The 23215-nt window shown below is 71.3% G+C and carries 18 protein-coding genes; 3 read left to right on the forward strand and 15 right to left on the reverse strand.

What is annotated here, in order from left to right:
- Positions 1–90: 90 nt before the first annotated feature.
- From BFN33_RS32090 to BFN33_RS32125, 8 genes are all read right to left on the reverse strand, one after another.
- Positions 91–1380 carry a GAF domain-containing protein gene (locus BFN33_RS32090; protein WP_069763675.1) on the reverse strand — a complete coding sequence of 430 codons (1290 nt, stop codon included), beginning with the start codon at positions 1378–1380 and terminating at the stop codon, positions 91–93.
- Positions 1381–1622: 242 nt separating this feature from the next.
- Positions 1623–3257 (reverse strand): acyl-CoA dehydrogenase family protein, encoded by a 1635-nt coding sequence (locus BFN33_RS32095; RefSeq protein WP_069763676.1) that lies wholly within the window; start codon positions 3255–3257, stop codon positions 1623–1625.
- Between the two features lie 644 nt (positions 3258–3901).
- Complete coding sequence (gene sbnA, locus BFN33_RS32100; protein ID WP_069763677.1) at positions 3902–4885, reverse strand: 2,3-diaminopropionate biosynthesis protein SbnA; 984 nt, start codon at positions 4883–4885, stop codon at positions 3902–3904.
- Positions 4886–4916: 31 nt separating this feature from the next.
- Positions 4917–5948 carry a 2,3-diaminopropionate biosynthesis protein SbnB gene (gene sbnB / locus BFN33_RS32105; protein ID WP_069763678.1) on the reverse strand — a complete coding sequence of 344 codons (1032 nt, stop codon included), beginning with the start codon at positions 5946–5948 and terminating at the stop codon, positions 4917–4919.
- Positions 5945–6931, reverse strand: a complete 987-nt coding sequence (locus BFN33_RS32110) for a TauD/TfdA family dioxygenase (RefSeq protein ID WP_069763679.1) — start codon at positions 6929–6931, stop codon at positions 5945–5947. Before BFN33_RS32110 ends, sbnB begins: the two co-directional genes overlap by 4 nt.
- A gap of 13 nt (positions 6932–6944) precedes the next feature.
- On the reverse strand, positions 6945–9032 hold the full coding sequence (locus tag BFN33_RS32115; RefSeq protein ID WP_069763680.1) for an amino acid adenylation domain-containing protein: 2088 nt from the start codon (positions 9030–9032) through the stop codon (positions 6945–6947).
- A gap of 35 nt (positions 9033–9067) precedes the next feature.
- On the reverse strand, positions 9068–11545 hold the full coding sequence (locus BFN33_RS32120) for a Pls/PosA family non-ribosomal peptide synthetase (RefSeq protein WP_256122914.1): 2478 nt from the start codon (positions 11543–11545) through the stop codon (positions 9068–9070).
- 35 nt (positions 11546–11580) lie between these two features.
- Positions 11581–12789: a heparan-alpha-glucosaminide N-acetyltransferase domain-containing protein gene (locus BFN33_RS32125; protein WP_069763681.1), complete on the reverse strand. Its 1209-nt coding sequence runs from the start codon at positions 12787–12789 to the stop codon at positions 11581–11583.
- A gap of 585 nt (positions 12790–13374) precedes the next feature.
- On the opposite strand from BFN33_RS32125, the gene BFN33_RS32130 reads away from it, so the two are divergent.
- Positions 13375–14520, forward strand: coding sequence for a YihY/virulence factor BrkB family protein (locus BFN33_RS32130; protein ID WP_069763682.1), 1146 nt, complete (start codon positions 13375–13377; stop codon positions 14518–14520).
- A gap of 29 nt (positions 14521–14549) precedes the next feature.
- Here BFN33_RS32130 and BFN33_RS32135 read toward each other — a convergent pair whose 3' ends face one another.
- Entirely contained in the window at positions 14550–15386 is an 837-nt protein-coding gene (locus tag BFN33_RS32135; protein WP_069763683.1) for an SDR family oxidoreductase, read from the reverse strand.
- A gap of 81 nt (positions 15387–15467) precedes the next feature.
- On the opposite strand from BFN33_RS32135, the gene BFN33_RS32140 reads away from it, so the two are divergent.
- A complete protein-coding gene (locus tag BFN33_RS32140) occupies positions 15468–16409 on the forward strand; it encodes an AraC family transcriptional regulator (protein ID WP_069763684.1) in 942 nt (313 codons plus the stop codon).
- A gap of 15 nt (positions 16410–16424) precedes the next feature.
- Entirely contained in the window at positions 16425–17090 is a 666-nt protein-coding gene (locus BFN33_RS32145) for a helix-turn-helix domain-containing protein (protein WP_069763685.1), read from the forward strand.
- Here BFN33_RS32145 and BFN33_RS32150 read toward each other — a convergent pair.
- The 6 genes from BFN33_RS32150 to BFN33_RS32180 form a co-directional block, all read right to left on the reverse strand.
- Positions 17073–17474: a VOC family protein gene (locus BFN33_RS32150; protein ID WP_176742511.1), complete on the reverse strand. Its 402-nt coding sequence runs from the start codon at positions 17472–17474 to the stop codon at positions 17073–17075. The two genes, BFN33_RS32145 and BFN33_RS32150, sit on opposite strands and share 18 nt — an antisense overlap.
- A gap of 52 nt (positions 17475–17526) precedes the next feature.
- Positions 17527–18159: a VOC family protein gene (locus BFN33_RS32155; protein WP_069763687.1), complete on the reverse strand. Its 633-nt coding sequence runs from the start codon at positions 18157–18159 to the stop codon at positions 17527–17529.
- A 70-nt stretch (positions 18160–18229) separates the two neighbouring features.
- Positions 18230–19273: a LacI family DNA-binding transcriptional regulator gene (locus BFN33_RS32160; RefSeq protein ID WP_069763688.1), complete on the reverse strand. Its 1044-nt coding sequence runs from the start codon at positions 19271–19273 to the stop codon at positions 18230–18232.
- Positions 19274–19428: 155 nt separating this feature from the next.
- Positions 19429–21414 (reverse strand): family 43 glycosylhydrolase, encoded by a 1986-nt coding sequence (locus tag BFN33_RS54670; protein WP_256122915.1) that lies wholly within the window; start codon positions 21412–21414, stop codon positions 19429–19431.
- Positions 21411–22316 (reverse strand): carbohydrate ABC transporter permease, encoded by a 906-nt coding sequence (locus BFN33_RS32175; RefSeq protein ID WP_069763689.1) that lies wholly within the window; start codon positions 22314–22316, stop codon positions 21411–21413. Before BFN33_RS32175 ends, BFN33_RS54670 begins: the two co-directional genes overlap by 4 nt.
- A complete protein-coding gene (locus BFN33_RS32180; protein WP_069763690.1) occupies positions 22316–23200 on the reverse strand; it encodes a carbohydrate ABC transporter permease in 885 nt (294 codons plus the stop codon). The genes BFN33_RS32175 and BFN33_RS32180 overlap by 1 nt, the downstream gene beginning before the upstream one ends.
- Between the last annotated feature and the right edge of the window lie 15 nt (positions 23201–23215).

Here is a 23215-nt window from a genome sequence, read left to right on the forward strand (position 1 = left end):
GTGGCCCGTAGAGGGATGCTACGGCAGTAAAGCGCCGCAGGGGGCGAAGACCGTGCAATTATGCGGAAGATGCGCCCAGATCGAGGGTTTTCACTCGGTCTCGCCGCCGCCCCGGGCGCCGAGCACGGCGGGGGCGGTCGAATGCGGCAACAGGTCGCCAGGACGGCCCGGCAGCAGCACCTCGACGTCGGCTTCCTCGCAGAAACGATACGGCCGGTGTTCCAGAAACGCCCCGAGATAGCGCCGTACCCGGGACATCTCCGCGCGCACGGTCACCGTACGGCCCGGATCGCCGAACATGTCCTCGGCCAGGCCCGCCGCACTGCGGCCCGAGCGGTGCAGGGCCAGCAGGTAGAGCAACTCGGCGTGCCGGGGGCTCAGTTCGTGGCTCCAGGTCCCCGCGCCGCCCGACACCGTCACCGTCCAGCGGCGCGGCTGCGCCAGGTCAAGGACGATCCGGGTGACGCCCTGCGGCTCCGGTTCGTCGGCGGCGCGGATCAACCAGCCGCCCGCCAGCGGCTCCAGCGCGCACAGACCGAGCGCCGGCAGCCACCGTCGGCCCGGCGAGAGGGACTTGGGCAGCGCGATCCGGTTCGGATACGGCATTCCGGTCACGGCCGCCGTCCAGCCGTCCCGGTCCACCACCAGGGCCCGGCCGCTGAGCCGGGCGAGCACCGGCGCCGCCACCGCCCGCAGTCGCTCCAGAGCGGTCAGATGCAGCTCGCGCAGCCGTGACTCGGCGAGCTTGGCCACCGAGTCGACCCAGGCAAGCGTCGCCGGGTGCATGGTGTCCAGCGGCCCGCTCACGTCGACCACGCCGATCAGCCGGCCGTCCCGTGGGTCCTTGATGGGGGCGCCGGTGCAGGTCCAGGAGGTCTGGGAGCGGACGAAGTGCTCGGAGGCGAAGACCTGCACGGGGCGGCGCACCACCACCGGGGTGCCGATGCCGTTCGTGCCGACGACGTCCTCCCGCCAGTCTGCGCCGAGTTCGAATCCGGTGCCGTCGGCCTTGCGCAGCACGGGGGAGCTGCCCTCCCGCCACAGCACCCGGCCGTCCTCGTCGGCGACCACCATGATGTGGTGGGCGACGTCCGCGACCGACAGCAGCCCCTCCCGCAGGACCGGCAGGACGTGCCGCAGCGGCGTGCTCTCCCGGCGCCGCTGCACCTCCTCGGGCGCCAGCAGCCCCGACCGGAAGTCGTGGTCCGGATCGACGCCGCCGCGCAGCATACGGGTCCAGGACTCCTCGATCACGGGCCGCGGAGCGATGGGCGCGGGCCGGCCGGACAGGGTGGCCGATCGGATGTCGTTCAGCACCCGCGCCGCACGTGCCGTGTCCGCGGTGGCGAGTTGGGTCACATGCGTCGGCGAGAGCGGCACTGGTCCTCCCGGTCCCGGTTCCATTGACTGTCTGTCTCATAGTGCCGGTCGTGTCCGGGTCAGGGACACAGTCCGCCCACAGACGCCAGGAAGTTGCAACCCCCTGCAACCCTGGTGGTGGGCCCCGGCTTGTTTGAAACTTGGGCGAACGCCGTCTCGCAGCGGCGTGTCCGGCCTCCGAGGGCCGCAACGGGGGTGGTGCCGTGTCGGCGCAGCACCACCCCCGTTCTCGTGTCGACAGGTCAGTGCACCGGACGGGCCCGGTCCACCACCGACGCCAGATCCAGGCTGGGGGGCAACGTCCCGAAGGCCGATCCCGCGTCGCCGCCCAGACGGGACGCGCAGAACGCGTCGGCCACCTCCGCGGGGGCGTGGCGGACGAGCAGGGAGCCCTGCAGCACGAGCGCGAGCCGTTCCGTCAGGTGGCGGGCCCGGCCCTCGACGCCCTCCAGATCGGCCAGTTCGGTGAAGAGGTTCTTCGTCGCCGCGTCCAGGCGGTGGTCGGCGCCCCGGGTCTCGCCGATCTCCAGGAGGTAGGCGTTCAGGGCCTGGGGCTCTCGTTGGAGGACCCTCAGCACGTCCAGGGCCTGGACGTTGCCGGCACCCTCCCAGATGGAGTTCAGCGGTGATTCGCGGACCAGGCGGGGCAGGCCGGACTCCTCGACATATCCGTTGCCGCCCAGGCATTCGGCGGCCTCCACCGTCAGCGGCGCGCAGCGCTTGGTGATCCAGTACTTGGCCGCCGGTACCGCGATCCTGAGAAAGGCCCGTTCCTGCTCGTCGCCGTTGTCGTAGGCGGCCGCCAGACGCAGGGCGAGGGTGGTCGCCGCCTCGGACTCCACGGCCAGGTCGGCCAGGACGTTGCGCATCAGCGGCTTGTCGACGAGCCTGCCGCCGAACGCCTCGCGGTGGGTGCAGTGGTGGATCGCCTGGGCGACGGCCTGGCGCATCAGGCCCGCCGAGCCCAGCACACAGTCGAGCCGGGTCGCCGCGACCATCTCGATGATGGTGCGGACCCCGCGCCCCTCGTCGCCCACCCGGCGGGCCCAGGTGCGGTCGAACTCGACCTCGCCGGAGGCGTTGGAACGGTTGCCGAGCTTGTCCTTGAGGCGCTGGAGGAGAAACGTGTTGCGGGTGCCGTCGTCCAGGACGCGCGGCACGAGGAAGCAGCTGAGCCCGCCCGGGGCCTGGGCGAGGACCAGGAAGCCGTCCGACATGGGCGCGGAGCAGAACCACTTGTGGCCGGTCAGCTCGTAGGTCTCGCCGTCGGGCAGGGGCCGTGCCGACGTGGTGTTCGCCCGGACGTCGCTGCCGCCCTGCTTCTCCGTCATGCCCATCCCGAACAGCGCCCCCGCCTTGAGGCGGGCGGGCCGCAGCTCGCGGTCGTAGACCATGGACGTGAGGCGGGGCTCCCACTCGGCGGCCAGGTCCGGGTCGGTGCGCAGGGCGGGGACGGCCGCGTGGGTCATCGACAGCGGACAGCAGTTGCCCGCGTCGACCTGCGTCCACAGGAGGAAGGCCGCCGCGCGCCGTACATGGCCCCCGGGGCGGGCCCAGGCGGCGGTCAGGCCCGCCGAGACGCCCTTGCCGAGCACCCGGTGCCAGGCCGGATGGAACTCCACCTCGTCGATACGGTGGCCGTACCGGTCGTGGGTGCGCAGCCGGGGCGGGTTCTCGTTGGCCTGCAGGCCCCACTCCTGCACCTGCGCCGAGCCGCAGGCCCGGCCGAGCGCCGCCAGCTCACTGTGGACCTCGTCGAGCAGGGCCGGGTCGAGATGCCGCTCCACGGCCGCGCGCAGGGCGCGGTCGGCGCTGTAGACGTCGTAGCCGATCAGCGGTGGGGGCTGGTTGGTCACGGTGTGCGTACTGCCTGCCATTATGCGAACGTACCCCGGGGTACGGCACCGGTCACCTCACGGACACGGCACGGGGACCCCACGGGAGTGCCGGGCGCTCCGCGGGGCGGTCGTCGCGGACGGGTCGCCGGGCCGGTGCGGGCGTGGTGCGGGACCGCGCGGGGTGGGCGTCCGGTCGCCGCGGGCGTGTGTGGCGGGACCTCGCCGGTACGGCAGCGGGTCGCTGTGCAGGTGTTGGGCGTCTCGCGGTTGAAGGGCCGGGCGCTGGGGTGCCGGGGCGTGTCCGTGGGGAGCGCTTCCGGCTGCCGCGGGCGTGTGTGGCGGGACCTTGCCGGTACGGCAGCGGGTCGCTGTGCAGGTGTTGGGCGTCTCGCGGTTGAAGGGCCGGGCGCTGGGGTGCTGGGGCGTGTTGTGGGGAGCGCCTCCGGCTGCCGCGGGCGTGTGTGGCGGGACCTCGCCGGTACGGCAGCGGTCGCCGCCGGGTGCCGGCGCCTCACGGTCACGCAGCCGGGGCGCTGAGGGCGCCTTGCGGGAGGGCCTCTGGTCGCTGCGGTGGGCGTACTGGCAACCCGCCGAAAGGGCACGTGCCGGCCGCTCGTGGGATCGGCTCGGCACCCGGTCGCCGCAGGTGTGCGGGCCGGGTGCCGTGGGGTGGGGGGAGGCGGTCAGGCGAGGTGGGCCATCACCTCCGCCGTGTGGTGGATCGGGTCCGCCTCGGGCAGGCCGTGCGGCCAGCCGGGGCGGTACACGGTGTCGAGGTAGCGTTCGCCGAGGTCCGGGGCGATGGCGACCGCGGTGAGCCCGCGGCGGCCGTGCGCCGACAGCCACTGATGGGCGCCGCTGACGACCGTTCCCGTGGAGCCGCCGAACAGGAATCCCCGGGCGGCCAGCCGGCGGCAGACCTGGAGGGTGTCCGGTTCCTCGACGAGCACCACGTCGTCGATGTACGACTTGTCCAGCAGTTGCGGCGGCACACTGGTGCCGAGCCCCGGGATCATGCGCACACCGGGCGGCCCGCCGAAGGTGATCGAGCCGACACTGTCGACGGCGACGATCCGCACCGGGCGCCGCCACTGCCAGAACCAGCGGGCGCAGCCCATCAGGGTCCCGGTGGTGCCGGCCCCGACGAACAGGACGTCCAGGTCGGGGAAGCGGCGCGCGATGTCCGGCGCGGTGGTGCGGTAGTGCGCCCGCCAGTTCCCCTCGTTGCTGTACTGGTTGAGCCATACGTACCGCTCGTCCGAGGCGCACAGCGCCCGCACGTAGGCGAGCCGGGCGCCCAGATAGCCGTCGTGCAGGTCCGGCTCCCTGACCACGTGCACCCGGGTGCCGAGTGCCTCCATCAGGCGGATCGTCACCAGGTTGCACCGTGAGTCGGTCACGCACAGGAACCGGTAGCCCCGGCTCGCCGCGATCACGCTCAGGGCCACCCCCAGGTTCCCCGACGACGACTCGACCAGGATCGACCCGGGCCGCAGGGTGCCGTCGCGCTCGGCGGCGTTCACCATCTCGCGGGCCGCCTTCAGCTTGATGGACCCGGCGAAGTTGAAGCCCTCGCACTTCAGGAACAGCGGAAGCTCCAACGCCGCCCGCAGGTCGACGTAGAGGTCGGACTCGTTGTACTCCGAAGGATCGGATATGACGGGCATGACGCCCCCCTCCTCATGCGCCACAGGTGGTTCAGCCGTACCGGCGCAGCTCGTTGAAGAACCCGTCGACGACGTGCAGTTCGCCGCGCCGGGCCAGTTCGTCGTGGACGTACCGGCCGACGGCGAGGTCGAGAACCCCCAGGCCGAAGGGGGAGAACACCACCGTCCGGTCCGTCGGGACGGTCACCCGTCCGGTCAGCACGTCGTCGAGCGTGCCGTCGATGAAGTCCCTGCTCCCCGTGAGCCGTTCGGCCAGATGCGGGGAGGTCTCGGCCTTGAGGCAGTGCTCGACGTCGTCGACGAAGTTGGCGGACGCGAGCAGGATCTCCGGGGCGAGATCGCGCAGGGAGACATGCAGGACCAGGGGGTGATGGCCGAACCACGACGGGTCGTGGACGTGCGGTGCGCCGGCGACGGTGGCGAAGACCACCAGGTCGCTGGAGCGGATGAGGGATTCGGCCGTGTCGTGCACGACGGCCTTCCCCGGTGCGCCGGACCGCTCCAGATAGCCGCGGAACCCGGCGGCGCTCTCGGCGGACAGGTCGTGCACACCCGTCTCCTCGAACTCCCAGCCGGTGGTGGTGAGATGGGTGTGGATGTAGCGGGCGATCAGCCCGGTGCCGATGAAGCCCACCCGGGTGGGGCGGCTCCGGCCCGCGCTGAGCCTCCCGGCCGCCAGCGCCGCCGACGACGCGGTGCGCGTGGCGCTGATGACCGAGCTCTCCAGACAGGCGAACGGGTAGCCGGTCTCGGGGTCGTTGAGGATCAGCACCGCCGACGCGCGCGGCAGCCCGGACTTGATGTTCTCCGGGAAACTGGAGACCCACTTCAGGCCGTCCACCCTCAGCGGTCCGCCCAGTGACGCGGGCAGCGCGATGATCCGTGACGAGGGACGGTCCGGGAACCGCAGGAAGTACGACGGAGGGTTCACCGAGTCGCCCGCGCCGTGCAGCCGGTACACGGCCTCGACGAGGTCCGCGATCTCCGGTTCCCTTCCGTGCAGGGCCTGTTGGACCTGGGCGCCGGTGACGAGCGCGAAGGTCGGTGCGCCTACGGTGCTCATACGCCGCTCACCTCGCCGTCGGTGCGCGCCACCGGGTTGCCGAGCGCGGCCAGCACCTCGCGCGGTCCCTCGAAGGGCTCACGGCTGTGTGCCGTACGGATGTTGTCGACGAGCAGCAGATCCCCGTCCTGCCACGGCTCGCGCACGGTGTGGGCGTCGTACACCTCGTTGATCGTCCGCACGACGTCCGCGTCGATCGGATCGCCGTCGCCGAAGCGGGTGTTGAAAGGCAGCCCGTCGGCGCCGTACATGTCCATCAGGTATTCGTGCACTTCCGGCTCCATGGTCCACTCGTTGAGGAACGCGATCTGGTTGAACCAGCAGGGCAGGCCGGAGTCCGGGTGCCGGAGCACCGCGCCGCGCCGCTGCCGGGTGTGCAGGGAGCCGTCGCTCCGCCAGGCGAACTCGATGGCGTGCCGGCGGCAGTAGTGCTCGACGGCGGCGCGGTCGTCCGTGCCGAACGCCTCCTCGACCGACGCGCCGATCTCCTCGTGGTACGCGCGGGTCAGCAGCCAGCCCTCGCGTTCGAAGCGGGAGACCAGCTCGCGGGGCAGGTCCCGCAGCACCGCCGACGCGTCGGCGAGCGCGGTCGCGCCCCCGGTCGCGGGCGCCTCCAGACAGGCGAACAGGAGCAGACCCGGGAACTCAAGGCCGTAGCTGACCTCGTGGTGCATGCACATCTGCTGGTTCGGCGGCCACTTGGTCGTCGAGTACACGCCGTCCCCGTAGCTGCGCCGCGGCGCGAAGGGCTCGCGGTCGGGCATCAGACCGCTGGTCAGCCGCCGGAAGACGGCCTCGGTGGTCGCGGGGTCCGAAAGGCCCAGACCGCGGACCAGGACGCCACCGTGCTCCAGGACGAGGGCACGCAGCGTGTCGTGCTGCTCGGCGGCCCAACTCGCCGGATCGTCACCGGGCTCGGCGTGCAGGATCGGCGGACTGCCCGGCTTCAGGTCCAGGTTCGGGAGGAGATTCATGGATGACATCTCGTGGTTCCTTTCAGTGCTGCCGGTCGAGCAGGCCCGCCAGGTCCGCGAGGACCGGGTGACGGACGACGTCCTTGAGGGTGATCGCCCGGTCCAGGGCGATCGCGAGACGCACGGCGGACAGCGAGGTGCCGCCGCGGTCGAAGAAATGGTCGAGGCGGCCGATCCGGTCGGCGGGGACACCGAGCACCTCGGCCCAGGCGTCCGCGAGCCGCCGCTCACCGGCCGTGACCGGCTCGCCCGACACAGCGGCGTCGAGGTCCTCGGCGAGCGCGGTGAGCGTCCGGCGGTCGGTCTTGCCGTTGGCCGTCAGCGGCAGGTGCTCGCGCCAGTGCACGACGGCGGGCACCATGTACTCCGGCAGCGACGCGGCCAGCCGTTCCCGCACCGCGTCCGCGCCCACCGGCTCGGGCCCGGCGCAGAACGCAGCGAGCTGCGTCCCCCGTACGACCACGACGGCGCCGTCACGCACCCCGGCCACCCGCAGCAGCGCGTTCTCGATCTCGCCGATCTCCACGCGGAACCCGCGGATCTTGATCTGGGTGTCCCGGCGGCCGAGGAACTCCAGTCGGCCGTCGGACCGCCAGCGCCCCACGTCACCGCTGCGGTAGAGCCGCTCACCGGGCCGGTAGGGGTCCTCCATGAAGGCGGCCGCGGTGCGCTCGGGGTCGTTCACGTACCCGCGCCCCACGCACACCCCGGAGAAGACGATCTCGCCCGGCGCGCCCAGCGGCACGGGCACCAGGTCCTCGTCGACGACGTACACGCGCACATTGCGCACCGGCCGCCCGAGCGGGACCCGGTCGGCGTCCGGCACCCGGTCCATGACCTCGTGGTTGGTGTCGTCGGAGGTCTCGGTCAGCCCGTAGGCGTTGGCGAGGCGGATGCCGGGCGCGGTGGCGAACCAGCGCTCCACCAGCTCCCGTTTCACCGCCTCGCCGGTCACCGAGACACAGCGCAGGTCGGCCAGTTCGCGCGGCCGCTGCCCCAACTCCGCGAGCACCGCCTCCAGATACGACGGCACAACCTGGAGCACGTTGACCCGCTCCCGGATCACCGCGTCCACGAACCGCGGCACGTCCAGGACGGTCTCCTGGTCGACGACCAGCGTCCGCCCGCCGACGACCGGCCCGGCGAGCAGCTGCCACAGGGAGATGTCGAAGCACTGCGGCGCGGTCTGCGCGACCACGTCGTCCTCGCCGATCCCCAGGTCCTCCACCTTGGCGAGTACGTGGTTGACGAAGCCGGCGTGCTCGCACATCGCGCCCTTGGGCTCGCCGGTGGAGCCGGACGTGAAGTAGATGTAGGCCAGTTGGCCCGCCGCGACCGGGATCCCGAGATCGTCGTCCGGGTGGCTCTCGGCGTACGCGGTGTCCACGAACAGGGTCGTGGCCGTCGTCCCGGAGAGCGAACCGGTGCTGCCCCGCTCGGTGACGACGAGTTCGCAGCCCGCCCGGGACAGTGTCCTGGACACCCGCTCGGCCGGGAAGTGCGGCTCGACGGGCAGATACACCCCGCCGGCCTTGAGCACGCCGAGCACGGCCGCCATCCAGTCCAGGTCGCGCTCCATGACGACGGCGACGACCCCCTCGGCCTCCAGGCCCCGGGCCAGCAGCGCCCGGCCGACCTGGTTGGCCCGGGAGTTGAGCTCGGCGTACGTCCACCGCCGCTCGCCCGATACGGCGGCCACGGCGTCCGGGTGCTTGCCGACCCGCTCCTCGAAGAGCTCGTGCACCCGCCGGTCCGGGAGTTCACGGACCGGGCCCGCCAACTCCTCCAGCTGGAAGCGGAGTTCCTCTTCGGACAGCAGGCTCCCGCGGTCCGGGTGGGCCAGCGCGGTGAGGTGGTAGCCGGCGATGCGGGCGGCGGCCTCGGCGTCGAAGGCGCCGGTGCGGCAGCTCAGCCGCAGCGTGCCGTCGGTGACGGTGATGCGCAGGTCGTCATCGACCGTGCCCTCCGCCTCGCCCGAGAGGGCGGCCAGCACCCTGGCGTGGGCCGTCAGCAGCGCGGCGGGATCGGTCGGTGTGCCCGCGGGCAACCGGACCGCGTACTCCGTGACATCCGGTGTCGGACCGGGCGTCGGGTGCGGAACTGTTTCCATGACTTTCGTCCCCCTGTTTGTTTCGTTCGGGCAGGTCAGCCAGTGCGGCCGCGTCGCAGCGCCACCGCCGGATTCCCGCCCCAGTGCGCCCCCGCCGGCATCTCCTCGCCCTTCATCAGGAAGGCGTCGGCACCGAGCACGGCGCCCTCGCCCATCGCGACGCCGTAGTGGACCAGCGCGCCCGCCCCGAGGGTGCAGCCGTCGCCGATGACGATGTGGTCGGACTTGAAGGTGCCGTCCTCCTGGGAGTGGGCCTGCACCTTGGAGTGGTGGCCGAGCGTGGTGTCGCTGCCGATCGCGACCAGCGTCCGCTCGGTGATGTAGCAGCCGTCGTCGAAGACCCGCCGACCGGTCCGCACGCCCAGCAGCCGCCAGATCAGGCTCTTGAACGGGGTGCCGTTGAACACGGCGAGATGCTCGTCCGGCACCTTCCACAACCGCTCGTGCCACCAGAAGTACGGGTCGTAGATGGAGCACAGCCGCGGCTTCAGCGGCCGGAACCGGGTGATCACGCGCTCCACCAGCGCCCAGTAGCCGACGGTCACCGCGAGACCGGCCATCAGGTAGCCGCCGATGAGCAGGCCGCCGCGGGCGCTCTGACCGCCGTGGAGATCGACGACCGCGAAGCCGAGCAGGGTCAGCAGGAACCAGTGCAGCCAGCGCAGGAACAGGAACAGCGCCATCGAGCGGGCGTTGAAGCGGTTCTTGCCGGACAGCCGGCGGCTCAGTTCGTCGCCCTCGCGGAAGTGGTCGAAGCGGGTGTCGCGCTCCACCGTGCGCGGGATCTCGAACGGCGGTGAGCCCAACAGGCCCACACCCTCGCGCAGTTCACCGTCGAGCGGGACCAGCACCTTGGTGGCGAGCAGGCAGTTGTCGCCGGTACGGCCGCCGACCGGGTAGGCGATGTGGTTGCCGAGGAAGTTGCGCGGCCCGATCGCCACCCGCGAGAGGCGGAACGACGTGCTGGAGTACTCGGCGTTGAGGATCGAGAGCCCGTCGGCGACCATCGTGCCGCTGCCGACGGCGGCCAGGTACGGCGTCTCGTGCGACACCTCGGTGCCGAAGTTCGAGCCGGTCTGCTCGACGTGCGAGAGGTCGTAGCCGATGGACCGCAGGTAGGGGACGATGTACGAGCTGTCGCCGCACAGCCACTTGAAGAACTTGATGTTGGTCATGCGGGCGATGGTGCGCTGCACCGAGTAGTGGAAGCCGTACAGCGGATAGACCCGGTCCGCCCTCAGGGTCAGGTTCAGCAGCCGCGGCAGCACCGTCACGGTGACGAGGCCGAGGACCACGAAACCGGCGAAGAGGGCGACGGACAGGGCCAGCGCCTCGACGTAGAAGGCCGCCGACGCCAGTTCCTTCGCGTTCGGTTCGAGCAGCGGGTCCAGTGCCGGCACGAGGTCCATCACCAGGAAGGCGCCGCCGAGGCCGAGCGGGACGTACACCAGCAGTGTCTGGAGCAGGGCCACGAGGGCGTAGCCGGCCCGGCGCGCGGTGCCGCAGCGGGTGGCCGGCACGCGGATGTGGTCGACGTCGGTGGGGCGGGCCGGGGAGCCGTGCCAGCGCTGCCCGGCGGGGACGGCGGCGCCGTCGTACAGCGCGGAGGAGTGGCCCAGCTGGCCGCCGTCGCCGATGGACGTGCCGATGTCGAGGATCGTCTTCTCGCCGACGAAGACGTCCCGGCCCAGGGTGACAGGGCCGGTGCTGATCCGGCCCGCGTGCGCCCGGTAGCCGAGGAACAGGGCGTCCTTGCGGATCACCGTGCCGGCGCCGACCGTCAGCAGGTCGGTGCAGACCGGCACCGAGTGGGACAGGATCGTGACGCCCGGGCCGATACGGGCGCCGAGGGCCCGCAGGTACAGGACGTACAGCGGGTTGCCGGTGAACAGGATCATCGGGTTGGCGTGCAGCAGTGCCTTGACGGTCCAGAAGCGGACGTAGGCGAGGCTCCACACCGGGAACTCCGTCTCCTTCCACCGGCCCACCAGCACCCACTTCGCCACCACGGGCAGGGCGCAGACGGCCAGGAACAGCGCACCGCCGAAGACCAGCGAGCGCAGGTAGACGGAGAGCACGCCGTCGCCGCCGGATATCCAGGAGTACCCCTCGGCGGTGGCGATCCCCGCGGCGAGGCAGTACACGGCGAAGACGAGGAACTGCAGGATCCCGCACAGGACATAGCGGGCGGTGCTGCCCGGCGGCGGAGGCGGTTCGGCCGGCCGTGCGGGGACCGGTTCGGTGGCCGGGATCTCGGCGAGAGCGGTGGCCAGACCGCGGATCGTCGGATGGCCGTAGATGTCCCTCATCGACACCGGCGGCAGATCGTCCCGCTTCCTGACCCGGGCGCAGAACTGCGCCATGACCAGCGAGTTGGCACCCAGGTCGTCGAAGAAGTGGCTGTCGAGAGGTACATGATCCGTCTTCACGACCCCGGCCAGCACCTCGGCGAAGACCTGGGCGGTGCCGTCCACCGGGGCGACTGTCGTGATCTCGCCGGGATTTACCACCACTTGAGCTCCTAGATCATTACTTTTGGTCTTTTGGACTATTCGATGTGCTTGCTAAGTCGGGCCGGGCTCTCCACCGGTTCCTGGGACGGCGCCGGTGTTACGGCCTCGCGACACCGCCGGGCCGCGGCTGCGACGACCGTTTCCAGCGGGCCACGCCCGACGTGCCGCCACGAGAGGGCGAAGAGGAGCGCTCCGGTCGTCATGACGGCGTAGAGGAGCCCGGGGGAGTCGGCGAGTGCGCCGGTGGCGAGAAGGAGCACGTGGGCGACGTAGAGGGTCAGGGGCATGCTGCCCGCCGCCGCGAGCGGCGTGAGCGCCCGCGCGAGGAGGGCGCTCCTGGTCAGCAGCAGGGCGCCGCCGAGGATCGCCGTCGCCGAGCCCAGGGTGAGGAGCATGTCGAAGGGCGTGGTCGCGTGCGGCGCACGGGACAGCAGCGCCCACCAGGTCTCGCCCCCGGGGCTGTCCCACAGGGCCTCGGCGCGGGAGGCGCCCGGGAACTCCGCGCGCCACAGGTGCCCGAGCCCGTCGTACCGGAACAGAACCAGGGACGACACCAGCCAGACACCGGCCACCAGTGCGAGACCGCCGCCGAGGAGCCGGGGTGCGGCCTTCCGTGACGCCAGGTCCATCCGGCCGAGAGCGAGTCCGGCGCACAGATACGCGGTCCACGCGAGCACCGGGTAGTCGCCGTGGACCAGCAGGTCCGACACCAGGCCGAGCGGGTCGGTGACCACGTCCTGGAGGGTCGGGTCGCCGTCGAAGGCGGGCGCCGGCAGGACGCCCCGCAGCGCGTGCACGGCGAACGGGGCACCCAGGGCCAGGGTCAGGGACAGGGACGCCAGGGTGCGCGGACCGAGGCCCAGCAGCGGGATCCCGATCAGGAACAACAGCGCGTAGAACGCCAGGATCACGTCCACGTCCAAGTCCGCCGCGCGCGAGGCATAGCCCAGCAGCAGCCCGATCAGCGCGATGACGCCGGCCCGCGCCGCCACCGTGACGGCCGCGGGCCGCCCGGTCACCGGCCGGCGCCCGCCGGTCGTGAAGGCCAGACCGATCCCGGCCGTCACCGCGAACGTCGCCGAGGAACGGCCGCCCGCGAACATCCAGGCGGGTGTGACCGCGCCTGCCGCGTCGAACGCACCGAACGCGTGAACGGAGAACATACCGAGCAGGGCGAGGCCCCGTGCCACATCGACCCCCACGATTCGCGGCACGGCATGCTTCGGGGCGTACGGAACAGGCATGAAAATTCTCCAGAGGGGAGTACGGCGGAATAGCGCCCGCTGTTCAGCACGCAGCGGAAAATCATGACGAAGAACCCCCGTGTTTCCGGTGTTCCGGAAGAAAGAGAAGTGCCCCGAGGCACGGAATGAAATAAGAGAAGGAGCGGTTCGGTATGTGCCTGAAGTGACCACGCGGTGGGGACGGGGTGGTCGGCTGGAGCCTTGGTCAGGGCTCTGAGAATGCAATCCGAATTGTTTCGAGGGGCTCATGAACGGGTCAAGCGCGTTTCAGTCAATGGCGGTTTCTTGCTGGTCGACCGTTCGTTGGCGGTATGCCCCGTTCATGCCGCTCGATGGCGTCACCGGGGAACTCACCCGAGGGGCGGTGCATATACCGTCCGGCATTCCGCTTTTCAATGCCTCGAAATCCGGCCACCGGGTTCATGACAGAAAAGAAGTTCGATTTCCTTGACGATTTCCGCGGGGTTGCCCGGCGTTTTCCGCGACATGACGGAACCGAACACGAGCGGGCGTTCCCCGCACGGGCGTGCCCCGGACCCTGACCGGGGGATGAGTGCACGCCGCCATGGCGGATACCTTTAGGTCGTGCAGGCAGCAAGCGAATCCCCTCAGCGGCCCTCCGGCCGGCTCCATCGGGCCCGTGCCCTCTACCGGAACGTCTCGAAGCGCCGGACCGCCTGGCTGCTGGTCAAGGACACCGTCAACTCGTGCATCGAGTACCGCATCCTGGGGCTCGCCGCCGAGGCCGCGTTCTTCTCGCTGCTGTCCGTGCCGCCGCTGCTGCTCAGCCTCATCGGACTGCTCGGCTACGTCGACGACTGGACCGGCACCGACAGCATCAGCAGCCTCGAGGCCAACATCCTGGACGCCGCGCGCACGGTCCTGTCCGACAAGGGCGTACGGCAGATCGCGCAGCCGATCCTCGACGACGTGATGAAGGGCGGCAGACCCGACGTCATCTCCGTCGGCTTCCTGTTCGCCCTGTGGTCCGGGTCCCGCGCGGTGAACGTCTTCATCGACACCATCACCGTCATGTACGGCCTCGACGGGGTCCGCGGCATCGTCAAGACCCGGCTCGTGGCGTTCGCGCTGTTCATCGCGGCCCTGCTGATCGGCTCCGTGGCACTGCCCCTGATGGTCGCGGGGCCGGACGCGGTGGTACGGATCGTGCCCTGGTCGGAGACGCTGGTTCAGGTCCTGTACTGGCCCGTCGTGATCATCCTGTCCATCGCCTTCCTGACCACGCTGTACCACCTGTCGGTGCCGGTGCGCTCACCGTGGATCGAGGACGTCCCCGGCGCGCTGGTGGCCCTGGCCATGTGGGTGCTGGGGAGCTTCCTGCTCCGGATCTACCTCCAGAGCACGATCGAGGGCGCGACGATCTACGGCTCGCTGGCCGCGGCCGTGGCGGTGCTCCTGTGGATCGGGGTGTCGGCCTTCGCGGTCCTGGTGGGCGCCGCGGTGAACGCCGCGATCGACCGCGTCTGGCCCGCCGCGGCGACGGCGGCGGCGCGCGCGGCGAACGAGCGGGTGCGGGAGGCACAGGTCGCGCAGTACGTCGCCCGGACGGCCGCACTCCACGACGACACCGACGCCGACCCCGAGGACCCCGACATGCCCTCGGAGTTCCCGGAGAGATGGTCGCGCTTCCTGCCGCCGGAGGACGTGACGTCGCGGCTGCGGACGCACGCCAAGTCGACACACCCCCCGCACAAGCCCGAGGGCTCCTGAAGGGGGCGGGTCCACTGACGGGGCCGGGGTCAGACCTTCCAGGTCCCCGCGGCCGCCGCCTCCCTCGCGAAGTCGGCGAAGTCCCGTGCCTCACGGCCGAGCACCTCCCGCACCCCGTCCGACAGATACGCGTTGCGCCCGTCCAGCAACTGAGCGAACGCCTCCACCAGCGCCTCCGCCTCCGCCGCCGGCACCCCGAACCCGACCAGGTTCTCCCCGTACCGCTGAGGCGACACCGCCCGGTACGTCAGTTCCCGCCCCGTCGCCTCAGCGATCTCCGCGACCGCCTCACCGAAGGTCAGCAGCCGAGGTCCCGACAGGGCGACCGTCTCGCCGACATACCGGTCCGCCGACACCAGCACGGCCGCCACCACGTCCCCGATGTCCCGCACATCCACGAACGGCTCCCGCACCTCACCCGCCGGGAACACCAACTCCCCGCTCAGCCGCAGCCCTTCCACCAACGGCCCCTCACTGAAGTTCTGTGCGAACCACGCGGCCCGTACGACCGTCCAGTCGGCCCCCGACGCCTGCACCGCCTCCTCCGCGTCCCGCGCCCGGTCCTGCCCCCGCGACGACAGCAGCACCAGCCGCCGTACGCCGATCCCCACCGCCTCCCGCGCGACCGCCCCGATCGCCTCGGCGGCCCCCGGAGCACCGATGTCCGAGGGGTACACCAGATACGCCGCGTCCGCGCCCCGCAACACCCCCGCCCACGTCGACCGGTCCTGCCAGTCGAACCCCTGCGCCCGCGAGGCGGCCCGGACCGTCAGCCCCGCCGCCTCCGCGGACTGCGCCACCCGGCTGCCCGTACGACCCGAGGCACCGGTCACCACCACCGTCATCTTCCGCGCGTTCTGTGTCATGCCGTCGAGTCAACTGCCGCCCGCCGCAAGGGTCCATCGCTGAACGGCTCATTCCCATGCGCGCGCGTCTACGCTGGCCGTATGGACGCTCTGGCAGGCCTGCTGGAAGGACCGCGGGCGCGTGGCGCCTTCATGATCCGTGCGTGTTTCGACCCGCCGTGGGCGGTGCGGGTGGAGGACCGGGCGCCGTTGACGGTCATGCTGATGGTCCGGGGGGACGCCTGGGTCGTGCCCGACTCGGGCGAGCGGATCCGGCTGCGCCCCGGCGACCTCGCCATCGCCCGCGGCCCCGACCCCTACACCTGCGCCGACGACCCCGGCACGGCCCCGCAGGCACTGATCCTGCCCGGCGCGGAGTGCCGCTATCCCGACGGGCGGGCCCTGAACGGCTCCATGGACCTCGGGGTGCGCACCTGGGGCGACCGGCTCGACGGCGGGACGGTGGTCCTCATCGGGACGTATCTGATGGACGGCGAGATCAGCAACCGGCTCCTGGACGCGCTGCCGCCGCTGCTGTCGCTCACCACCGACGTGTGGGAGTGCCCGCTGACCCCGCTCCTCATGGAGGAGATCGTGCGCGACGAGCCGGGCCAGGAGGTCGTCCTGGACAGGATGCTGGACCTGCTGGTCATCGCGGCGCTCCGGGCCTGGTTCTCCCGGCCCGAGGCGGAGGCTCCCGCCTGGTACGCGGCGCTGGCGGATCCTGTCGTGGGCCGGGTGCTGCGGCTGCTGCAGGACGATCCCGCGCATCCGTGGACGGTGGCCTCCCTTGCGGCCAAGGCCGGCGTCTCGCGTGCCGCGCTCGCCCGGCGGTTCAGTGAGCTGGTGGGGGAGCCGGTGATGACGTATCTGACCGGATGGCGGCTGGCGTTGGCGGCGGATCTGCTGCGGGGGAGCCCTTCGACGCTCGAGGCGATCGCCCGACAGGTGGGGTACGGCAGCGCGTTCGCGCTGTCCAGTGCGTTCAAGAGGGGGTACGGGGTCAGTCCGCAGGAGTTTCGGATGCGGGCCGGCGGGGGCTGATCGTAGCCTGGGTATGTGTACACGGAACGGGCGTCCCGGCTTGCCGGTGCCGTCATCTGGACCGGTGACGGGACCGGACGTGTGCTGCCCGACGGGTGCATGGACCTGCTCTGGAACGAAGGGCGGCTGCTCGTCGCCGGGCCCGACACGCGTGCGTACGTCGCCGGCGGCACCCCGAGCACCTGGGCGGGCGTGCGCTTCCACCCGGGGACCGCGCCCGCCTTCCTGGGCGTGCCCGCCCATGAACTGCGGGACCGCCGCGTCGAGTTGGCCGATCTCTGGCCGGCTACGGAGGTACGGCGGCTGCGAAGCCGTATCGAGAAGGCCCCCGACCCCGCCACGGCACTCGAAGAGATCGCCCTGGAGCGTGCCACCCTTCCTGATCCCGTTCTGCACGCCCTGGTGACCGCCCTCGACGCGGGCCGCCCCGTCGCCGCGACGGCAGACGAACTGGGGCTGGGAGTAAGGCAGTTGCACCGGAGGTCGCTCGATGCCTTCGGGTACGGGCCCAAGACGCTGGCCCGGATTCTGCGGCTGCGGCGGGCTCTCGTACTGGCCGGGGCCGGGGTGCCGTTCGCGGAGACGGCGGTGCGGAGCGGGTTCGCGGACCAGGCCCATCTCGCGCGGGACGTCAAGGAGTTGGCGGGCGTTCCGCTCGGGCGGCTACTCGCCGTCGGCTAGCGGGGCGTACAGGTCGACGCCGTTGCCGTCGGGGTCGTGCAGCGAGGCGTACCGCTGCCCCCACTCGGCGTTCCACGGCTTGAGCTCACCGTGGAAACCCTCGCCCACCAGCTCCTCGTACACCGCGTCGACCTCGGCCGGGCCGGCGCACCGCAGCGCGAGCCCGGTGCGACTGCCGCCGGCCGGTGCCCGCCATCCAGGGTGGAAGGAGCGGACCGTCTCCTCGGTGTCGAGCATCAGGCGCACACCCCCCGGCAGTTCGGCCTCCGCGTGCGGCTGCGTCTCGGCCCCTTCCGGGAACGGGAAGCCGAGCCGTCGGTAGAAGGCGACGGAGGCGGCCATGTCGGAGGCCACCAGTCCGATGGCGTCGAATCGTGGAGTCATGCCGCCACCGTAGGCGGCACCCGGAGGCCCGGTCTTGAAGGAATCGGACACGTCAGCCGAAGACCACCGGCCCCCGCGGAGTGTCCAGCGTGAAGGAGAGACCCACCGGGCCCTCGGTGAGGAGGAGATCGGCGTCGAGGGCGGCGAGGAGGGGCCGGATCTCGTCCGGGACCGGGGCGGTCGCGGTCAGGGACAGCAGGGGAGTGGCGGGAAGGCCCGAGGCCGTCGGATGGGGCGAGGTGCCCCAGTCGATGAGGAAGGGGACCAGGCCGGAGGGATGCTGGGTGTCGCCGTCGGTCAGGCGCCAGGTCAGCAGGGTCCCGTCGGGGGTGCGGCGGCTCATCGGGCGGATCTCGCCGGGGTCGTAACCGCGGGCCCGGGCGGTCGCGACCGCCGTGTCCAGGTCGGGCGGGCCGATGGCCCAGGTCACCGTGCGGGCGGTGGCGAGCATGTCGACGTCGAAGGGGCGTGGCCCCATCGGCTCCGGCTGCTCCGGGTCCGGGCCGATGATCTCCAGATAGGCGGTGCCGCCCAGGGCCACGAGATGGTTGCGGGTGCCGCGACCGAGGTGCACACCGCCGGGCGCGGGGGTCACGCCGGTGCGCCGGGTGAAGTCGGCGACCGTCGCCGCCAGGTCCGGGGTCGCGAGGACGAGATGGTCCAGCCGTGCGGGAATCGCGTTCACCGCGCCGAGGCTACGCACAGCGACCCGCCCGACGGAACACCCGTACGACGGCGACACACTGCGATGTTGTTCAGCCGGCCGGCGGGGCCGTGCTCGCCCGCTCGACCAGCCGCGTCGACAGCTCGGTCCGGGTGCTCTCGGGCCGGTCGCCGTCCATCATGCGGACCAGGAGGCGCAGGGCCGTCGCCGCCATCTCGGACAGGGGCTGGCGGACCGTGGTGAGGGCCGGGGTGGTCCAGCGGGCCTCGGGCAGGTCGTCGAAGCCCACGACGCTGATGTCGTCCGGGACGCGCAGGCCCCGTTCGGCCAGGGCCTCGTACACCCCGAGGGCCATGCGGTCGGAGCAGGCGAAGACCGCGGTGGGCGGTTCGGGCAGGTCCAGCAGTTCCAGCGTGCGGCGGTGGGCCGCGCTCTCGTCGAAGCCGGCGTGGCGGACGTACTCGGGCCGCTGCCGTATCCCCGCCGCCGCGAGGGCGGACCGGTAGCCCGCCACGCGCGCGCTGCTGCACATCTTGCGCTGGTGGCCGGCGACGACCGCGATGCGGTCATGCCCCAGCGCCAGCAGGTGCTCGGTCGCCGTCACCCCGCCCTGCCAGTTCGCCGCGCCCACCGAGACGACGCCCGGCGGCGGCTCCAGGACCGGGTCGATCAGGACGTACGGGATGCGGTGCTGGTCCAGCCAGCCGTACTGCGACGACGTCAGCTCGGCCAGGTTGAACAGCACCCCGGAGGAGCCGCGCGCGGTGAGCTTGTCCAGCCAGCCGCGCTCCGGGCGCCCGGCCCGGGTGCGGTTCGGCCCGGCCGAGACGACGACCTCGAGACCCGCGTCGTGGGCGGCCGCCTCCACTCCGTGCAGCACCGCCCCCGACCAGGAGGTCTCCAGCGAGTGCACGACCAGGTCGACCAGCCCCGACGCCTTCGCCGCGTCGAACCTCGGTCTGCGGACGTAGCCGAGCCGGTCCAGCGCCTCGGTGACCCGGCGGCGGGTCTCGGGGGCCACGTCCTCGCGCCCGTTGACCACCTTGGAGGCGGTCGGCACCGAGACGCCCGCCTCCCGGGCCACGACCGCCAGCGTCGGACCGGTCGCCACGCTCGCACTCCCCGTGCGGACCATCGGGAACCACCTCTCCGGCCCGCCCGAGGGCCATGAAAGTTTTCGACCAGCGCGGAAACAGTAAGCGCTTCCTACCCTAGGTTCGCCGGGTGAAGTCGGGAAGAGGTAGGGCTTCGCTGGTCTTCCTGGGCCCCTGACTTTCGAAACCTCGAACGCTACCCGCAGCTCAGGCGGAACCCGGTGAAGTCGGCCGTGAAGGCCGCGCCGACCAGGTCGACAGCGTGGATTCCGGCCATCGCGCCCGTGAACCGGAGCTTGGATCCGTGGTCGTCGGAGAGGCGGGTGAAGTCCAGTTCCGGGCCGATGGGGATCCGTACGCCGTGCGCGCCCAGGGACCAGAAACGGGCCACACCGTCCTCCACGGTGACGCCGATCGTGAAGGCGCTTTCCGTGTGGACATCGACAACGGCCACCTGCCGGGTGCCGCCCTCGTCCCGCTCGACCAGGCTGAGCACTGTCCGCCCGCCGCCCCGCCATTGCTGGCCGCGCTGCCCCTCGCCCTCGGGCTCCGCCCAGGTCAGGTCGAGGGCCAGATAGGACTCGGTGTTGTACCAGAGCACCAGACCGGCTGCCTGGGTGAACGTGGTCGGCCGGGCCTCCACGGTGACCTCGGCCTCCGCCCGGTGCTCGGTGATCCGCTGCGCCAGCAGACTGTGCGCCCACCACGACTCGGGCCCGTGCCGCCCACGCAGCCGGATCCAGCCAGGACGGGCGGCGGCGTCCGCCCAGGAGCGATCGGGGGCGGCCCGCAGGGTGCTCCAGGGCCAGCCCAGGGGGTCGCGCGGGAGCGCGGGTTGATCCGACGGTCGCGGGTGCGGTGGTAGGGGGGTGTGGGCCGTCGGGTGTGGTTGTGCCGGGGTGTTGGGCTGGGGCTGCGGCCCGGGGTGCGCCGGTGTGACGGGCTGGGCCTGTGGCCGTGGACGCACCGGTGTGTCGGGCTGGGGCTGCGGTCGCGGTTGCGTTGGTGCGGCGGCGTCGGTTGCCGGGTGTGGTTGTGCGGGCGAGGTGGTCTCGTCCTCTGGTCGCGGGTATGTCGGTGCGCCGGTCTGGGCCGCCGGGTGTGGTTGTGCCGCGATGTCGGGCTCGGGCCGCGGCCCGGGGTGCGTCGGTGTGCCGGTCTGGGCCTTCAGCCCTGGACGGGCCGGTGTGCCCAGCACGGCTGCTGGCCCTCGATGCGCCGTAGCAGCCGCCACGCCTTCCAGGCGTGGGTGGGTCGATACGTCGACCTCGGTCGAAGGATGCGGACCCCCGTGCCGCAGCCTCGGCCAGCCCTCTGGGGCCCAGGTCACCGCCTGGATCGCCGTCTCGCGGCCGAGGGGGCAGCGGGGGCCGGCCGGCGTGTGAAGGGGGCGGGCCGCGAGGTGACTCAGCACCCAGGTTCCGTCGGGGAGCTGGACCAGTTCGCCGTGGCCGGCCTTCTGCAAGGGGAGCGAAGGGTCGTCGCGGGACGTCAGCAGCGGCCGGTCGTGCAGCTCGTACGGGCCGGTGATCCGCCGGCTGCGGGCCACCAGTACCCCGTGCTCGAAACCGGTGCCGCCCTCGGCGAGGACGAGGTAGTACCAGCCGTCCTTGTGGACCAACTTCGGTCCCTCGACGAGCCGTTCGTGCTGGAGCAGCAGGTGCGTGTCACCGACCGGCGCCGGCGTCTCCCGGTCCAGCTCGGTCAGCACGATCCCCGCGAAGCGCCGGCCGCCGGGGCGGTGGTCGTTCTGAAGGTTGAGCAGCCACAGCCGGCCCCCGTCGTGGAAGAGCGCGGGGTCGAAGCCATGGCTCGCGATCCGCCGCGGTGCCGCCCATGCACCGGCCGCCTCCGTCGCCGTGGAGACATAGGTGTCCGTGTCGAAGTACGGCGTTCCGACCGAGCGGACGATCGAGTAGACCACCCAGAATCGCTCGCCGTCCCAGCTCAGGGAGGGTGCCCAGATACCGCCCGAATCGGGGACACCCGCAAGCGAGTTGCCCGGTACGGCACCCTGGACATGGCCCGCGAACTCCCAGTGCGCGAGGTCGCGCGAGCGGTGCAGCGGGATCGTCGGGAACCACTCGAAGGAGCTGGTCGCCACGTAGTACCAGTCGCCGACGCGGACCATCGACGGATCGGGCGCGAAGCCGCGGATCACCGGGTTGTGCAGCAGGGTCACTTGAGGGCTCCCAGAGTGACTCCGGAACGCCAGTAACGGCGCATCGCGACCATCATGATCGCCATCGGGACGATGGACAGCAGGGCGCCGGTCAGGACCAGACTGGTGAGGTCGACACCGGACTCCAGGCGCTTGCCGGACCAGTTGTACAGACCGATGTTGAGCGTCCAGTTGTTCTCGCCGCGCAGCACGGTCAGCGGCAGGAAGAACGCGTTCCAGGTGTTCACGAAGGCCAGCAGGAACACCGTGGCTCCCCCCGTGGTCATCATCCGCAGCACGATGCTGAAGAAGATCCTGAGCTCTCCGGCGCCGTCGATACGAGCCGCCTCCAGGAGCTCGAAGGGGATCGTGGCCTCGGTGTACACCTTGGCGAGGTACACACTGAACGGGTTGATCAGACAGGGGATCAGCATCGCCCAGGGCGTGTCCACCAGGCCGATCTCCGAGAACAGCAGGTACAGCGGCAACGTGAGCAGCGCGATCGGGATCAGGAAGGAACCGACCACGCACGCGAAGACGAGGTTGCGGCCCGGGAAGTCGAAGCGGGCGAGGCCGTAACCGGTTGCCAGCGCCAGCAACGTGCCACCCAGCGAGCCGACACCGGCGTAGAGAAAGGAATTCGCCGTCCAGCGCAGGAAGATGCCGTGCTCGTAGGTGAACAGCTGATGCAGGTTGTCCCACAGATGCCAGCCGGAGAACCACAGTCCGTTGGACTGGTAGAGCCCGGTGCGGTCCTTGGTGGCGGCGACGACCAGCCACCACACCGGAAAGAGGCTGTAGACGCTCGCGAGGGACAGCCCGACGAGCAGAAACCGCTGCCCGCCACGTGAACGGCCCGCGGGATCGGGCTCGTTGAGCCGCCGAACGGGCGCGGTCTTCTCAGGCTCCGCGATGAGGGTCATCAGTCGGCCTCCTTCGAGGTGAACCGGTAGAACAGGAAGGAGGCGACGCCGAGGATCAGGGCGAGCAGCACCGAGAGGGCCGCCGCGTAGTGGTAGTTGCCGGCGTTGAACGCCTGGTTGTAGATGATCATGATCGGGGTGAAGGAGTCGCTGACCGTCTGCGGGGTGACGTTCCGGAAGAGCGCGGGCTCGTTGAAGATCTGGAGCATCTGGATGATGGAGAGCATCCCCGTCAGCACCAACGCCCCCCGCACGAACGGGATCTTGATGCTGCGGGCGATCCGCAGCTCGGAGGCCCCGTCGAGCCGCGCCGCCTCGAACAGGTCGCGGGGCACACCCTGGAGTGCCGAGTAGATGATGACCATGTTGTAGCCGATGCCGTGCCAGGTCAGCAGGTTGCCGATGGACGGCCACACCATCGACGGCGCGAAGAAGTTCCAGGAGAACCCGAAGATCTCGCCGAGCGGGGTCAGCGGGCCCACGTCCGGGCTGTAGAGGTTCAGCCACACGATCGCGGCGACCACACCAGGGATCATGTACGGCACCAGCAGCAGGATCCGGAACCGGCCGGCCATCCGGGAGCTGAGCGCGTCCAGGAACAGGGCGAGGACGAGACTGACCAGCAGCATGATCGGGATCTGCACGCAGGCGAACAGCACCACCCGCAGCACGGAGCCCATGAACGCCGAGTCGGTCAGCCCCTGTTGGTAGTTGTCCAGACCGGAGAACTCGTCGGTCGTGCCACCGAGCCCCAGTCCGGAGGACTGCGACCGGTACAGCGACTGGTAGACGGCGTACCCGATCGGCAGCAGGTACAGGAAGACGAAGCCGAGCTGGAAGGGCACCGTGAAGGCGGCACCCTTCCAGCGCAGAGAGCGAATCATCAGTAGCAGCCCTAA

Origin of the sequence: Streptomyces sp. LUP47B (assembly GCF_001746295.1) — a bacterium.
Taxonomy (GTDB): Bacteria; Actinomycetota; Actinomycetes; order Streptomycetales; family Streptomycetaceae; genus Streptomyces.